The sequence below is a fragment of the Rhizobium sp. WYCCWR10014 genome (genome assembly GCF_001657485.1).
Classification (GTDB): Bacteria; Pseudomonadota; Alphaproteobacteria; order Rhizobiales; family Rhizobiaceae; genus Rhizobium.
On the sequence record NZ_LXFU01000035.1, the window covers coordinates 172,895 to 188,906 of the forward strand.

Below are 16,012 nucleotides of genomic sequence, written 5' to 3' on the forward strand. Positions count from 1 at the left end.
GCATTTGTGACGATTGCGACAAGGATTTGGGTGAGGGAGGGGAGGCTGTCAATTTTCTACGAAAAAGGCGACGGAGCGCGGCTCGACGGTTGCGTGGTCACCGGTTTTCTTTGCGCCATCCGGCGTCAACTGGCGCCAGCCCGGTTCGCCCTTAGACGGAAGCGTGAAAAATTGGCGGCTCCCCGAGCGGTTGAAAAGCACGCCAAGCCGGGTCTGCCTGCCGCGCGCGGAGCGGTCGCCGGTCGATAACAGCATGCCGAGGGTGGAAAGCGACGGCGTCTCCCATTCGGCAACGGTCATCGGCTCGCCGGAAAGCGAAATCCATTCGACATCGCCATTTCCCGCCAGGAAGCCCATTTCGGAAAAGACGGTGAAACGGCGACGCAGCCCTGCAACGAAGGCGGTATGGGCGATGAGACCCGCGTCCAACGCCTTCCAGTCCAGCCAGGTGATCTCGTTGTCCTGGCAATAGGCGTTGTTGTTGCCGTGCTGGCTGCGGCCGCCCTCGTCGCCTGCCGTCAGCATGATGCTGCCGCGGGTGGCAAAGAGCGTTGATATCAGCGCCATCACATCGTCCCGGCGACGCTTGCGGATCGTCGGATAGACGGTTTCCCCCTCGACGCCGTTGTTCCAGGAGTGGTTCTCGTTGTGGCCGTCACGATTGTGTTCGCCGTTGGCGTCGTTGTGCTTTCCGGCGTAGGAAACGAGATCGATCAGCGTGAAGCCGTCATGGGCGGCGAGGAAATTGACGCTGCGCGTTTCCTTGCCGTCGTTGCGGGAGAAGATGTCGGAGGAGCCGGCGAGTGCGGTTGCCAGCGCGCCGGTCTTCCAATCGTCGCCGCGCCAGTAGCAGCGCAGGTCGTCGCGAACCCGGTCGTTCCATTCAAGGAAGGGCAGCGGGAAATTGCCGAGCTGGTAACCGCCCGGTCCGATATCCCAGGGTTCGGCGATCATGATCCGATCGGCCAGCACATCGTCGGAGAGGATCGCGGCCAGGGTTCCGGCGCGTTCAAAGCCCGTCGCGGTGCGGCCGAGCACCGGGGCGAGATCGAAGCGAAAACCGTCGACGCCGGCGTTGAACACGAAATGGCGCAGGCTGTCGATGACGAGGCGGCGGACCTCAGGATGATCGCAGGCGAGCGTGTTGCCGGTGCCTGTGTCGTTGACGAGTTCGCCCGGGCAATTCTGGGCGTGGCGATAATAATGCAGGTTGTCGAGGCCGCGCAGCGACAGCGTCGCGCCGTAACGGTCGCTCTCGCCGGTATGGTTGAAGACGAGGTCGAGGATGACGGCGATACCTTCGGCATGGAGGGCCGCGACCGTCTCGCGCAGTTCCGTCATGCCGCCGGGGACGAGCCGCGGATCGAGCGCCATGAAGGCGACTGGGTTGTAGCCCCAGCCGTTGGTGAGGCCGAGCGGCGGCAAATGGCGTTCGTCGATCCAGGCAGTGATCGGCATCAGTTCGACGGCATCGACACCGATCCGCTTCAGATGCGCGACGACGGAGGGATGGGCAAGCGCTGCGACCGTGCCACGCTCAGCCTCCGGCACGTCGGGGTGGAGAATGGTGAAGGGCCGCACCGCCACCTCATAGATAAAGCCGCCCGGCTTGAACAGCGGCTTGCGGATCGCGGCTCGGGTATCGGTGGTGACGATCGCCTTCGGCATCAGATCCTGGCTGTCCTCGCCATAGATGCCGAGGCGGGGATCGTAGCGGAACGGCCTGTCGATCTCCTTGGCGTAGGGATCGATCAGCAGTTTGGAAGGATCGTACCAGAGGCCGTTATCGGGCGCATAGATACCGTCGGCGCGATAGCCGTAGCGCGCGCCCGCCTTCAGTCCGTCGACAAACAGACGATGGATGTGGTTGCTGTCGCGCGCCATCGGCAGGCGCGCAAACTCCCTGTTGCCGTCATCCTCGAAGAGGCAGAGTTCGATCTGCGCGGCATGATGCGACCACACGGCAAATTCGACGCCGGTCTCGAAGACGATCGCGCCGGCTTGCGCCGAACTGTTCCCGCGCATATTCCCCCCGGATCAGGTGATCACGGTTGGCGCGTCGCGTCCCGTGCGTTCACGAATGCTGGCTATGCTTTCGGCGGCCGCGATCAGATCGGCCAGCGCTTCCTGCGTTTCGATGTTGTGGCGAGTCGAATCCGGCTCGTAGCGTTCGATATAGACACGCAAGGTTGCGCCAGACGTGCCGGTGCCGGACAGGCGGAAGACGACGCGGGAGCCGCCCTCGAAGAGCACGCGGATACCCTGATGTTCGCTCACCGATTTGTCGATCGGGTCGTGATAGGCGAAGTCGTCGGCCTTCTCGACCTTCAGGTTGCCGAAGCTCTTGCCGGGCAGGGTGGAAAGCTGGTTGCGGAGATTGTCCACCAGGCCGTTTGCGGCATCGGTGTCGAGGCCTTCATAATCATGGCGTGAATAATAGTTGCGGCCGTAGGTCTGCCAGTGCTGGGTGACGATATCGGCGACGCTCTCGCCGCGCACGGCAAGAATGTTCAGCCACAACAGCACGGCCCAGAGGCCATCCTTTTCGCGGACGTGACTGGACCCCGTGCCGGAGCTTTCCTCACCGCAGATCGTCGCCATGCCGGCGTCGAGCAGGTTGCCGAAGAACTTCCAGCCGGTCGGCGTTTCATACATGCCGATGCCGCGCTTTTCGGCGACGCGGTCGGCAGCGCCTGATGTCGGCATCGAGCGAGCGATGCCGGCAAGGCCGCCGGAATAGCCGGGCGCGAGATTGGCGTTGGCGGCAAGGATCGCCAGGCTGTCGGAAGGCGTGACGAAGATGCCGCGGCCGATAATCAGATTGCGGTCGCCGTCGCCGTCGGAGGCGGCGCCGAAATCGGGCGCGTCATCGCCCATCATCTCATCGAAGAGTTCCTTGCAGTGAACCGGGTTCGGGTCCGGATGATGGCCGCCGAAATCCGGCAGCGGCATGAAATTGCGCACCGAACCCGAGGGAGCGCCGAGACGATTTTCGAAGATTTCCTTGGCATAGGGGCCGGTGACAGCGCTCATCCCATCAAAGGCAATGCGGAAGCCGAGGCTGATCAGGTTGCGGATGGCGCCGAAATCAAACAGCTCTTCCATCAGCGCAGCATAGTCCTCGACCGGGTCGATGACCGAGAGGATCGTGCCGCCGGGAAGCTCGTCCTTGCCGATGCGATCGAGATTGACGTCGGCGAAATCGGCGATCTTGTAGCTGTCGATCGTCTTCGAGCGCGCATAGATCGCGTCGGTGATCTTTTCCGGCGCCGGGCCGCCATTGTTGATGTTGTATTTGATGCCGAAGTCTTCGGTCGGGCCGCCGGGATTGTGGCTGGCGGAGAGGATGATGCCGCCGAAAGCCTTGTATTTGCGGATGATGTGGGAAGCGGCCGGCGTCGACAGGATACCGCCCTTGCCGACCATGACCTTGCCGAAGCCATTGGCGGCGGCCATCTTGACCGCCTTCTGGATGACCTCGCGATTGTAGTAGCGTCCGTCGCCGCCGATGACGAGGCACTTGCCCTGATAGCCTTCCAGCGAATCGAAGATCGACTGGATGAAGTTCTCCGCATAGTTCGGCTGTTGGAAGACCGGAACCTTCTTACGCAGGCCCGACGTGCCGGGTTTCTGGTCCAGATAGGGCGTGGTGGGGACGGACTTGATCATTTTAGGTCACATGCCTTTCGAGACGAGGCTTGAATAGAGGGCAGCGTAGCGTTCGGCGCTCTTCTCCCAGGAGACATCCGATTTCATGCCCTGCTTTTGCAATTGGGTCCAGAGTTTTCGGTCCTGATAAAAATGCATCGCACGGCGGATTGCCTGTAGCATGCCTGTTTCGGTCACGGGGGCAAATTGTATGCCGGTTGCGACTTTCGCTGCAAGTGCGGCGTGATTGGCGTCGATCACGGTGTCGTTCAACCCGCCGGTGCGGGCGACGATCGGTACGCAGCCGTAACGCAGGCCGTAAAGCTGGGTCAGGCCGCAGGGTTCGAACCGCGAGGGGATGATGATCGCATCGCAGCCGGCCTGCATCAGGTGCGACATCGGCTCGTTATAACCGATCGAAACGCCGATGCGGCCGGGGTGGCGGCTGGCGGAGGCGAGCAGCGCGCCTTCAAGGGCGGCTTCGCCGGAGCCGAGCACGACGAGCTTGCCGCCCATGGCGACGATCTCATCGGCGACGTTGGCGACGATATCCATGCCCTTCTGCCAGGTGAGACGGCTGATGACGCAGAAGATCGGGGCGGCGTCATTGTCGAGACCGAAGAATTCGGCGATCGAACGCCGGTTCTCCTCGCGGTTCTTCAGCGTCGTCTGGCCATAATGGGTGTGGACGACAGGATCGGTTGCCGGGTTCCAGATATCGGTGTCGATGCCGTTGACGATGCCGTGCAGATCGTCGGCGCGGCTGGCGATGACGCCCTCGAGCCCCATGCCGAATTCCGACGTCAGGATCTCATCGGCATAGGTGGGGCTGACGGTCGTGATCGCATGCGCGGTCTTGAGGCCGCCCTTGAGGAAGCCGATAGTGCCATAATATTCGATGCTTTCGGTGGCGAAGGCATGGGCAGGCAGGCGCAGGCCGGGAAAGATCTCGGAACCGAACTGGCCCTGGAAGGCAATGTTGTGGATGGTCAGCACGCTCGGCAGTTCCGGCGTCGGGTAATAGCGCATATAGACCGACGTCAGCGCCGCCTGCCAGTCGTGGGTGTGGACGAGATCGGGCCGCCAGCCGGGCAGCAGGCCGGCGGCGATCTCGGAGGCGGCAAGCGACAGGGCGGCGAAACGACGCCAGTTGTCCGGATAGTCCTTGCCGAGCGGATCGAGATAGGGCCCGCCCGGCCTGTCGTAATAGGCCGGCGCATCGAGGATGAGCAGATCGAGGCCCTCGTGCTCAACCTCCAGCACGGTCGCCCGCTCACCAAGCAGGTCGGGGAATTCGAGCCTGACGACGGGGTCGCGAATGACCTTCATGACGGCGGGATAGCCGGGCAGAAGGGTCTTGGTCTCGACCCCGAAGGCTTTCAGAGCAATCGGCAGGGCGCCGGACACATCGGCCAGACCCCCTGTCTTGATCAAAGGGAAGACTTCGGACGAAACCGAAAGAACTTTCATAAGTCAGATATCCAGCTTGTCGATCATCGGTTGCGTGATCAGGCAGATGCCGCTTTCCGTCCGCCGGAAGCGCTTGGCATCGAGCTCGGGATCCTCGCCGACGACCAGACCTTCCGGAATGACGACACCATGGTCGATCACCACATTCTTGAGCTGCGCGCGCCGTCCGACCTTCACGTTCGGCAGGACGACCGCTCCTTCCAACTTGGAGAAGGAGTTGGCCCTGACGCCGGTGAAGAGCAGGCTGTTGTTGAGCATGGCGCCCGAGATGATGCAATCGCCTGACACAACGGAGGAGGTGGCCGAGCCGCGGCGATCCTCGTCGTCATGGACGAATTTCGCCGGCGGGGTGATCTCGGCATAGGTCCAGATCGGCCAGGACTTGTCGTAGATATCGAGCTCCGGAACGATTGCCGTCAGGTCGATATTGGCCTGCCAATAGGCGTCGATCGTGCCGACGTCGCGCCAATAGGGCTCGTGCTCGAAATCGGAACGGACGCAGGACTTGGCGAAGCGGTGGGCGACCGCCTTACCGTTCTTGACGATATAGGGGATGATGTCCTTGCCGAAGTCGCGGCTCGAGGTCGGGTCGGCGGCGTCGCGGCGCAGCGCATCGAGCAGGAACTTGGTGTGGAAGACGTAGATGCCCATCGAGGCGAGGGCGAAATCCGGCTTGTCGGGAATGGGCGGCGGATCGGCCGGTTTCTCGACGAAGGCGATGATCTCATCCTTCTCGTTGACATGCATGACGCCGAAGCCGACTGCTTCCATGCGCGGCACTTCCAGGCAGCCGATGGTGACGTCGGCGCCGGAATCGACGTGCTGCTGCAGCATCCATTCATAGTCCATCTTGTAGACGTGGTCGCCGGCAAGAATGACCATGTATTCGACGCCGTAATCCTGGATGATGTCGATGTTCTGATAGACGGCGTCGGCCGTGCCTTCATACCATTGCGTCTCGGAGACGCGCTGGCTGGCGGGCAGAATATCGAAGCTTTCGTTGCGCTCGGGGCGGAAGAAGTTCCAGCCGCGCTGCATGTGGCGGATCAGCGAATGCGCCTTGTATTGCGTGGCGACGCCGATGCGGCGGATGCCGGAATTCAGGGCGTTCGACAGGGCGAAATCGATGATGCGGGCCTTGCCGCCAAAATAGACGGCCGGCTTGGCACGCCGGTCGGTGAGTTCCTTGAGACGGCTTCCCCTACCGCCTGCCAGGACATAAGCCATTGCATCGCGGGCAAGTGGCTGAACGCGCTTTTCTACCATTTTCTCCTCCCACCAGTCACTAATTTTCAGGTTCAAGCATGATTGTCGCCAAGGGCGGCAAGGTAATCGAGCAGGTGATGTTGCCGCCGGCATCGACGGCCTGCACGCGCCCGCCATTGCCCTTGCCGCTGCCGCCGTAGATGTCGGCATCGGTATTCAGGATTTCCCGCCAGCGCCCTGCGGACGGCAGGCGGATCGAGTAATTCTCGCGATAGACAGGGGTGAAATTGGTGATGACGGCAACCGGCTTCTGACCAGGCGCCTTGCGCAACCAGGCAAAGACGGAATTCTGGTGGTCGTCGGCGACCAGCCATTCGAAACCTTCACCCTCGCAGTCACGCTCATGCAGCGCCGGCTTGCTGCGATAGGTGAAATTGAGGTCGCGCACCAGGCGCCGCATGCCCTCGTGCATCCGATACTGAAGCAGGTTCCAGTCGAGTGCCTTCTCTTCGCTCCACTCGCTCCACTGGGCGAATTCCTGGCCCATGAACAGCAGCTTCTTACCGGGATAGCCCCACATGTAGGCGTAGTAGGCGCGCAGATTGGCGAACTTCTGCCAGTCGTCGCCCGGCATCTTGGCGATCAGCGAGCCTTTTCCATGCACAACCTCGTCATGCGAGAGCGGCAGGACGAAATTTTCCGAATAGGCGTAGAGCAGGCCGAAGGTGAGTTCGTTGTGATGGTGCCCGCGATAGATGGGATCGCGGCTCATGTAGCTCAGCGTGTCGTGCATGAAGCCCATGTTCCACTTGAAGCCGAAGCCGAGGCCGCCTTCATGGACGGGTTGCGAGACCTTCGGCCAGGAAGTCGATTCCTCGGCGATGGTCATGACGTTGGAATTTTTGCCATAGATGCGGATGTTGAGATCTTGCAGAAAACGGACCGCTTCGAGGTTCTCGTTGCCGCCATATTCGTTCGGAATCCATTCGCCGTGCTTGCGCGAATAATCGAGGTAGAGCATCGAGGCGACGGCATCGACACGCAGACCGTCGAGGTGGAATTTTTCGGCCCAGTAGAGCGCGTTGTTAACGAGATAGGAAACGACCTCGGTGCGGCCGAAATTGTAGATCGCCGTGCTCCAGTCCGGGTGGAAGCCCTTGCGCGGATCTTCGTGCTCGTAGAGTGCCGTGCCGTCGAACCAGCCGAGACCGTGTTCGTCGGTCGGAAAATGCGCCGGCACCCAGTCGAGGATGACGCCGATTCCGACCTTGTGGCAGCCGTTGACGAAACGGGCAAAACCCTCCGGCTCGCCGAAACGAGCGGTCGGCGCATAGAGGCCGGTCGTCTGGTAACCCCAGGAGGGGTCGTAGGGGTACTCGGTGATCGGCAGGAATTCGATATGCGTGAAGCCCATGTCGGCGCAATAGGGGATGAGGCTGGAGGCGAGCTCGTCCCAGGACAGCATGGTGCCGTCCTGCCGGCGTTGCCAGGAGGCGGCATGCACCTCGTAGATCGAGATCGGCTGGCGGCGCTTGTCGGTCTCGCGCCAGTGCTTCAGATGGGCCTCGTCTTCCCACTCCTGGTCCAGCTCGGCCGCGGTGATCGAGGCGGTCTTCGGCCGCAGCTCGCTGCGCCGTGCGAAGGGATCTGCCTTCAGCGGCAGCAATACGCCGTCCTGGCCGCGGATCTCGAACTTGTAGGCAACTCCGATCGGTACGTCAGGGGCAAAGATTTCCCAGATGCCGCTGTCGGCACGGAAGCGCATCACGTGGCGGCGGCCGTCCCAGTTGTTGAAATCACCAACGACGGAGACGCGCTGCGCGTTTGGCGCCCAGACGGCGAAATGGATGCCCTGGGCGCCGTCATGCTTGATGAGGTGGGCGCCCATCTTGTCGAACAGCCGCAGGTGAGAGCCCTCTCGGGCGAAATAATCGTCCATCGGTCCGAGTACCGGACCGAAGCTGTAGGGATCGGTAACAGCCCATTCGGCATCGCCGCGCCGGGCGCGGTAACGCACCGGCTGGACCTTTGTGAGGGAAACCGGACCGGCGAAGACGCCGTCGGCATGGAACTGCTTCAGTTCGCCGATGACGCCGCCGTCGAGCGTCATGGCGGTCACCTCCTCCGCGCCCGGGATGAAGCACCGGGCGACGAAAGCGTCGCCGGCCTGGTGCACACCGAGGACGGCAAAGGGATTCGAATGCGAGCCGGCAAGGATCGCCGTGATTTCATCTGCCGAAATTTCCCAGGAAAGCTTTACTTCAGGGACGGTTTTCGGCGTTTTCATCCGGCTCTCCAGATTTCGTCTGCATATTGCCTGATCGTACGGTCGGAAGAGAACCAGCCCATCCGCGCCGTATTGTTGATCGTCTTGGTGTACCAGGCGGACTGGTTGGTCCAGATCTGGTCGACCTCGCGCTGGGCCTGGGCGTAGGCGTCGAAATCGGCCGCGACCATGAACCAGTCGTGCGAATAGATGCCGTCGATCAGCGCCGTGTAGCGATTGCGGTCGTCGGGCGAGAAGACGCCGGAACTGATAGCGGCAAGCGCCTGGGCAAGTTCGCGCGATCCCTCGATGATGGCGCGCGGATTGTGGCCATCACTGCGGACTTTCGACACCTCGTCGGCCTTGAGACCGAAGATGACGATGTTGTCCTCGCCGACATTGTCGCGCATCTCGACATTGGCGCCATCGAGTGTGCCGATCGTCAGCGCGCCATTGAGGCCGAACTTCATGTTGCCGGTGCCGGATGCTTCCATCCCGGCGGTCGAGATCTGCTCCGAGAGGTCGGCGGCCGGAACCATGACTTCGGCGAGCGAGACATTGTAGTTCGGCACGAAGACGATCTTCAGCAGACCGCGTACCGACGGATCGTTGTTGATCGTGCGGGAGACGTCGTTGATCAGCTTGATGATGAGCTTGGCATTGTAATAACTCGGCGCCGCCTTGCCGGCGAAGAGTTTCACGCGCGGCACCCAGTCGAGCTCGGGATGCGAGCGGATCTGGTCGTAGAGCGCGACGGCCTCGATGATGTTAAGCAACTGGCGCTTGTACTCGTGGATGCGCTTGATCTGGATGTCGAACATCGCCGACGGATCGAGCTTCACGCCCATGCGGCTGGCGACGAGGTTGGAGAGCGCCACCTTGTTGGCGCGCTTTATCGCTGCGAATTTCTGCTGGAAAGCCGGATCGGAGGAATGCACGTCGAGCGCACGCAGCTTCTCGGCATCATCGAGGAATTCGTCGCCGATCGCCTCGCGGATCAGGCCGGTGAGGCCGGGATTACACTGCTGCAGCCAGCGGCGCGGCGTGATGCCGTTGGTCTTGTTGTTGATGCGGTCGGGATAGAGCTTGTGCAGGTCGGCGAAGACGGTGACCTTCATCAGGTCGGTGTGCAGGGCCGAGACGCCGTTGATCGAATGCGAGCCGACGAAAGCGAGATTGCCCATGCGCACACGGCGGTCGCCGCTTTCATCGATCAGCGAGATCGAGCGGATTTCTCCATCGGAGAAGTTCTTGCCCTTGCGGGCGTCAATCAGGATCTTGGCGTTGATCGCATAGATGATCTGCATGTGGCGTGGCAGCAGGCGCTCGAACAGCGGCACCGCCCAGCTTTCCAGCGCTTCGGGCAGAAGCGTGTGGTTGGTATAGGAGAAGGTATGGCGGGTAATGTCCCAGGCCTGGTCGAAATCCATCCCGTGTACGTCACAGAGCAGACGCACGAGTTCGGCGACCGAGACGGCGGGGTGAGTGTCGTTCAGCTGGATTGCCACCTTGTCCGGCAGCGAGGTGAAATCGTCATATTGCTGCAGATGGCGGCGCAGGATGTCCTGCAGCGAGGCCGACGAGAAGAAGAATTCCTGGCGCAGGCGCAGTTCCTGGCCGGCCGGGGTGGCGTCGGCAGGATAGAGAACCCGGGTCAGGCTTTCGGCCTTGTTGCTTTCGCGCAGCGCCCCGATGTGGTCGCCGGCGTTGAAGGCATCGAGGAGGATCGGATCGATCGGCTGCGCCGACCAGAGGCGCAGCGTGTTGACGCGCTTGCCGCGCCAGCCGACGGCCGGCGTGTCGAAGGCGGCGGCGATGACGCGCTCGGCCGGTTTCCAGACGTAGCGCGGCTGGTCGTCATGGGTGGTAATGAATTCGACGGCGCCGCCGAAGCCGATTTCATAAGCGCTTTCGCGGCGCTCGAATTCCCAGGGATTGCCGTGGGCGAGCCAGTTTTCCGGCAGTTCCACCTGCCAGCCGTCGGCCAGTTGCTGGCGGAAGAGGCCGTGGACATAGCGGATGCCGTAGCCATAGGCCGGAACCTCGACCGTCGCCATGCTCTCCATGAAACAGGCAGCCAGTCGGCCGAGGCCGCCGTTGCCGAGTGCGGCATCCGGCTCCAGGCCGGCAATGACGTTGACGTCGACGCCGAGCGAGGCGAGCGCATCGCGCACCTCCTCCATCAGGCCGAGGTTCGAGATGGCGTCGCGCATCAGGCGGCCGATCAGGAATTCGAGAGAAAGATAGTAGACGCGCTTGGCGCCGGTCGCATAAACCTCGCGGGTGGAAGCCATCCACTTGTCGATGATGCGGTCGCGCACCACCAGGATCGTCGCGGTCAGCCAGTCATGCGGCTTTGCCACCTTGGCATCCTTGCCGATGCGGTAGGTCAGACGTTCGATGATTTCTTCAGCGAGAATTTCCGGCCTTGAACTGCGAGGGGCGGGGGAGGGGATGATCGGCTTGGAAACAGTGTTCATCGTCAGGTCTCGCCAATTTTAATTTGGTTTCAGGATGTTATGCCTGATTCAATCAATTTGTCGCTTGCGCCAGCGACAGTTTATGCATCGTTACTAAGCACTTGCAACAAAGGATTTGGACAAACGAAAAATTTGCGAAACCTTCATATTCACGCGGGTCGAGGGGGTTGATTCCAATCGCTTTTCCCGATCTGATGCGCCGAACGAGCACAACGAAAAGCCGCTCCGGTTTGTTCCGGAGCGGCTTTTTTATCGACCTCGCAGCCGATTTCGTGACTTAGTTGGTCAGACGGGTAATCGAGCTTGTCGCCTTTGCGGCGATGTCGCCGAAATCTTCGACCAGTTTGGCCATGTTGTCGGGAGCGTAATAGTTGGTGGTACTGCTTGCGCAGGCCTGCAGCAGATCCTTACCCTTCTGCGGAGCCATGAAGGCAATGGTAAAGATGGTAATGCCATCGCCCTTTACCGCCGTGCAGAGATCGCGGACGTCTTTGTCAATCGGCTGGCTCCACGAACTACTGTCGCCCGTCATTTCACCGTCGGTCATCAGGATTATATATCGTTGGAAACTGTCGTGATTCTTGGATTCGTGCTCCTTGGTCTCCGTGTCGGTGCCGTTGGTCGAGGACTTCAGAGCCTTGTAAGCCGTATCGAGGGCATCACTCGCATCTGTGCCGCCGGTCGGCTTGTAGGGGAGAGCCGAAACGTAGCTCGCGGCGTCCGCGGTGCCCCAATTGATTGCCTTGGCCGCCTGTTCTTCGTCGGTATAGGAGACAGCGCCGACACGGACGAGTTCGTGTTCCGGATCGGCTTTGTTAAGTTCAGTGAAAAGCCCGGCAGCCGCTGTCTGCAACGCTTCGATCTTGCGGGTATAGCAATAGGACTTCAAATCGTTGTCCGGATTCGGCCAACTTTTTTGTGTGTAGTTGTCACATTTCGACGGCTTCGTTTTCTTCTGATCGGTTATGAACGACATCGAACCGGAGCGGTCGAGGACCAGATACATCGACAGCGCGCCCTGTGTATCGGTCTGGCCGTTCTCGCCCGTGCTTGCCGCGCTGATGGTCTGCGTCGTCTTACCGAAGACACGCATCAGGGGACTGAGCGGAAGGTTGAAGGACGTGTTCACATTGACCTTAAAGATCTTGCTTTTCGTGCCGTTCGCTGTGGTGGTGACGCTGACGTTCGTTGTGTCCTTAATCGAGCCTTGGATCGAATTATTCGCAAGAACCTGTGCCATCTGTCCGGCGACAAAATTCTTGGCAAGGCTTTTCGCGCCGGCCTCGTCAGTTTTATCATTGGCCAGCGCGGTCGCCGCCGCGAGAGCAGCTGAATCCGTGGCTTCCTGCAACTCGCGCTTCGACAGTGCCATGTTCGAATAGTCGATCGCCAGGCCTGCGGCACCGAGCAGGACGGGTATCATGATCGCCGTCATCATGCCGAAGTTGCCGCGGCGGTCGTCAAGCAAACGACGCAAGCAGGAATTGTAAAAATGGGAGGTGCTCATCATGTTCACCCAAATAGGAGGCCCTGTGAGGTGACATTACGCACGCTCCTCCTTTCCGCGGTCCTTACGGCGTCAATAGAATTTTAACGAATCGCCGGATTTTTCCAGTTTTGGGATTATTTCAGCGGGATCACGTCGACCGCCTGGACAGCGCGTTGGCCGCCATAGCTTTTCAATACGCCGATGACGGGAACGACGTCGGAATAGTCCCGGCCATAAGCGACGACGATGTGATCCGTGCCGGCGGGGATGTCGTTGGTCGGGTCGAGCTCGATCCAGCCATTCGTCTCACCGCACCAGATCCTGACCCAGGCATGCATGGCGTCCGCTCCTTCCAGCCGTTCCTTGCCGGGCGGCGGAATGGTGCGCAGGAAACCGGAGACGTAGCCGGCCGGAATGCCGAGGCTTCTAAGCGCCAGGATCATGATGTGGGTGAAATCCTGGCAGACGCCGCGCTTCAATCTGAACGCCTCGAGCGGCGTCGTGTCCACCGTCGTCGCGTCCGGGTCGTAGGTGAAATCCTTGTTGATGCGGGCACAGAGCGCATGCGCGATTTGCACCGCCGTCAGATCAGCCGTCGCATAGCTTCGCGCATAGTCGGCGATCTCGCGCGCTTGGGTCAGGCGTGGGCTGTCGCCAAGGAAATGGTGCGGCGAATCCGGCGCCAACGACCAGATGCCTGATATCTCCTCCGGCAGGTCGGCAAGCAGCGGCGAGAAATCGGCGGCGATCGGCTGGCTTTCCACCTGCACCCGGGCCTGCATGCGAATGTCGAGCGTCTCGTGCGGCGCGCGCAGCATGAAGGAGGTGGTGGGATGATGGAAGAAATCGACGAAATGCGACTGCTCATCCGGCGTCGGCGAGATGGTGATCGAGCCGGCGACCAGGCGCTGCCGATTGGTCAGCGACAGCGGCATCAGGCGCATGACGTGGCGGGCGCCGGAGGCCGGCACGTCGTAGATGTAACCCATGTGGAGCGAGAGATCGTAGAGCATCGCCGTCACCCGAGATAAGTCTGGGCGAGCAGATCGGAAAGCTGCTCCAATTCGCGCTCAAGCCGTTGATAGACCTCTACCCCCATGCCCTCCGGCGTCATCACCGCCAGCCCGGAATGGAGCCGCATCGCCTCGCGGTAGAAGGGCGACATCTGGCCGTTGATCAGGGCGTTCGGCAGTTGTTCGACCTCGTGGTGGATCTCGTTCACCTGGAAGAGGACCGAGCGGGGGTTCAGTGGGTCGAGCGCCAAGAGGTCGGTGACGGTCAGCCGCGCCGTGTTGACGTTGTAGCGGCGGCGGTGGGTCATGACGCTGTCGCCGATTTCGAGCAGCATGTCGAGCGCGCCGTCGGGCGCGTCCGGGCCGGACATGTGGCCGAGCAGCCGCGTCATGTGCAGGCCGCGCTCGATATAGCGGCCGAGCGAGAGGAAGCGCCAGCCGGTGAAGCGATACATGTTCTCGTGCACGAGGCCGGCGAAGCCCGCAAGCTTGCGCAGAAGGATCGTCATCGCATGGCTGGCGTCGTCGCCGGCAGCCACGGTGACGTGGAAGCGGCGGGCGGTCTTGGCGAGATCGTTGAGTGCCAGCCAGCCGTCGGGCGAGAAACGGTCGCGGATGTTGCTCGCCGAATAAACGGCGCTGTCGATGTTGCGCAGCAGTGTTTCCGGGACGGCCTCGGCGGTATCGATATCGACGGCTGTGAGATACTCGGAGACATCGGCGAGCAGCGGCTGGCTCGGATCGGCAGCTTCGGCGTAACGCGCATGCCAGGCGCGCAGGATGCGCAGTGCCCCTTCGGCGCGTTCGATGTAACGGCCGAGCCAGAACAGATTGTCGGCTGCCCGGCTCGGCAGGCTGCCCGGCATGTTGCGGGTAAAGCTGCCCTCGGCCGGCAGCAGCGTGTGGCGCTCGACCGGCTTGTCGCTGACGATCCAGACATCGGCGGCCGCTCCGCCCGACTGCATGGCGATCGCCGCGACATCGGCGCCGGAGCCGATGCGGGCAAACCCGCCGGGCATGATCTGCCAGCCGTTTTCCGTGCGGGCAGCGAAAACGCGCAGTGACATCGGCCGCGGCACGAGCTTGCCGTCCACCCAGGCGGGCGTCGTCGACAGCGTGACGACCTCCTGGCCGACCAGTTTCGGGCCGTCCGAACTCAGCCAGTCGGTGATGGAATCCTTGGCGGCCGCACGCAGCGACGAGCCGAGCACGGACTCGCCGTTGTCGTCGAAGAAAGGTGCCCGGGAATAGGCCGGGCCGATCACCATCTTCTCGATGTTCTTTGCGACGTGCTCGCGCTCTTCCTTCTGACCGCACCACCAGGTGGCGATCGAGGGCAGTTGCAGATCCTCCCCCAGCAGACGGTGGCAGATGGTCGGCATGAAGGCCAGAAGCGCCCGGGTTTCGAGAACGCCGGTGCCGAGCGCATTGACGATGGTGACGCTTTCGGCGCGTAGCGCTTCCACCAGGCCGGGCGTGCCGATATGCGAATTCTGGTTCAGCTCCAGCGGGTCGGCAAAGGCAGAATCGAGACGGCGCCAGAGCACGCCGATCGGCTTCAGACCGGCGACGGTGCGCACCATGACGCGGCCCTTGACGACGGTCAGGTCCTCGCCCTCGAGCAGCATGAGACCGAGATAGCGGGCGATATAGGCGTGTTCGTAGTAGGTCTCGTTGGCGGGGCCGGGCGTCAGCACGGCGATGCGGTCGTCGCCCGAATGTTTCATGCCCTGAAGTGCGTCGCGGAAAGCGCCAAAGAAGGAGGCGAGGCGGTGGACCGGGGTTTCGGCGTAGATATCCGAGAAGGCCCGGGTCGTCGCAACGCGGCTTTCCAGCGCAAAACCGGCGCCTGACGGTGCCTGCGTCCTGTCGGCCAGCACCCACCAGTTGCCGTCAGGTCCGCGGCCGATCTCGAAGGCGCAGAAATGCAGATAATGCCCGGAGCCCGGCCGGATGCCGGCGAGCGGGCGCTGGAATTCGGGATTGGCGGCCATCAGCGCCGGCGGCAGGACCCCTTCCTCCACCAGGCGATTGTCGCCGTAGATATCGGCAACGATCGCCTCCAGCAGGTCGGCGCGCTGGACGAGGCCCGCCGACAGCGTCTTCCACTCGCGCTCGTCGATCAGCACCGGAATATGCGAAATCGGCCAGGCGCGTTCGCCGGTGCCCTTGCTGCCATAGGCGCGGTAGAAGACGCCGGCATCGCGCAGGTAGCGGTCGGCGCGGGCAAAACGCTCGGCGAGATCCTTTTCCGGCATCGCGCTCAGATGCGAGAGAAAACGCTGCCAGACCGGGCGGACCGCGCCTTTGTTGTCGACCATCTCGTCAGCGGTGCCAGGAAGCGGCGCATAGTCGAAGGCCACACCCTTTCCGATGCGGTCCTCTGCCTCTCCCCTGCGCTCCGCTGCCGGCCTCTTACCCATCAAAACTGAAACCCTAA

General features: G+C 61.9%; 9 protein-coding genes. All 9 read right to left on the reverse strand.

All coding sequences use genetic code 11. The annotated features are described in order from the left end of the window. Positions 1–48: 48 nt before the first annotated feature. Positions 49–2,025, reverse strand: a complete 1,977-nt coding sequence (gene glgX / locus A6U98_RS15140) for a glycogen debranching protein GlgX (RefSeq protein WP_064651050.1) — start codon at positions 2,023–2,025, stop codon at positions 49–51. Between the two features lie 12 nt (positions 2,026–2,037). Further along, complete coding sequence (locus tag A6U98_RS15145) at positions 2,038–3,669, reverse strand: alpha-D-glucose phosphate-specific phosphoglucomutase (protein ID WP_064651052.1); 1,632 nt, start codon at positions 3,667–3,669, stop codon at positions 2,038–2,040. Positions 3,670–3,675: 6 nt separating this feature from the next. Further along, on the reverse strand, positions 3,676–5,118 hold the full coding sequence (gene glgA, locus A6U98_RS15150; RefSeq protein WP_064651054.1) for a glycogen synthase GlgA: 1,443 nt from the start codon (positions 5,116–5,118) through the stop codon (positions 3,676–3,678). Between the two features lie 3 nt (positions 5,119–5,121). Next, positions 5,122–6,384 (reverse strand): glucose-1-phosphate adenylyltransferase, encoded by a 1,263-nt coding sequence (gene glgC, locus A6U98_RS15155; RefSeq protein ID WP_012758982.1) that lies wholly within the window; start codon positions 6,382–6,384, stop codon positions 5,122–5,124. Positions 6,385–6,403: 19 nt separating this feature from the next. Beyond that, on the reverse strand, positions 6,404–8,611 hold the full coding sequence (glgB, locus tag A6U98_RS15160) for a 1,4-alpha-glucan branching protein GlgB (RefSeq protein WP_064651056.1): 2,208 nt from the start codon (positions 8,609–8,611) through the stop codon (positions 6,404–6,406). Continuing rightward, a complete protein-coding gene (locus tag A6U98_RS15165) occupies positions 8,608–11,070 on the reverse strand; it encodes a glycogen/starch/alpha-glucan phosphorylase (protein ID WP_064651058.1) in 2,463 nt (820 codons plus the stop codon). The genes glgB and A6U98_RS15165 overlap by 4 nt, the downstream gene beginning before the upstream one ends. Positions 11,071–11,347: 277 nt before the next feature. After that, positions 11,348–12,580: a TadE/TadG family type IV pilus assembly protein gene (locus tag A6U98_RS15170; protein WP_064651376.1), complete on the reverse strand. Its 1,233-nt coding sequence runs from the start codon at positions 12,578–12,580 to the stop codon at positions 11,348–11,350. A 113-nt stretch (positions 12,581–12,693) separates the two neighbouring features. Continuing rightward, positions 12,694–13,572 carry a transglutaminase family protein gene (locus tag A6U98_RS15175; protein WP_064651379.1) on the reverse strand — a complete coding sequence of 293 codons (879 nt, stop codon included), beginning with the start codon at positions 13,570–13,572 and terminating at the stop codon, positions 12,694–12,696. 5 nt (positions 13,573–13,577) lie between these two features. Next, positions 13,578–15,995, reverse strand: a complete 2,418-nt coding sequence (locus tag A6U98_RS15180) for a circularly permuted type 2 ATP-grasp protein (protein ID WP_064651061.1) — start codon at positions 15,993–15,995, stop codon at positions 13,578–13,580. Positions 15,996–16,012: the final 17 nt, after the last annotated feature.

Bases quoted from the DNA above. Each gene is read 5' to 3' on its own strand.
- glgX (WP_064651050.1), bottom strand. From the start codon at position 2,025: ATGCGCGGGAACAGTTCGGCGCAAGCCGGCGCGATCGTCTTCGAGACC.
- A6U98_RS15145 (WP_064651052.1), bottom strand. From the start codon at position 3,669: ATGATCAAGTCCGTCCCCACCACGCCCTATCTGGACCAGAAACCCGGC.
- glgA (WP_064651054.1), bottom strand. From the start codon at position 5,118: ATGAAAGTTCTTTCGGTTTCGTCCGAAGTCTTCCCTTTGATCAAGACA.
- glgC (WP_012758982.1), bottom strand. From the start codon at position 6,384: ATGGTAGAAAAGCGCGTTCAGCCACTTGCCCGCGATGCAATGGCTTAT.
- glgB (WP_064651056.1), bottom strand. From the start codon at position 8,611: ATGAAAACGCCGAAAACCGTCCCTGAAGTAAAGCTTTCCTGGGAAATT.
- A6U98_RS15165 (WP_064651058.1), bottom strand. From the start codon at position 11,070: ATGAACACTGTTTCCAAGCCGATCATCCCCTCCCCCGCCCCTCGCAGT.
- A6U98_RS15170 (WP_064651376.1), bottom strand. From the start codon at position 12,580: ATGATGAGCACCTCCCATTTTTACAATTCCTGCTTGCGTCGTTTGCTT.
- A6U98_RS15175 (WP_064651379.1), bottom strand. From the start codon at position 13,572: ATGCTCTACGATCTCTCGCTCCACATGGGTTACATCTACGACGTGCCG.
- A6U98_RS15180 (WP_064651061.1), bottom strand. From the start codon at position 15,995: ATGGGTAAGAGGCCGGCAGCGGAGCGCAGGGGAGAGGCAGAGGACCGC.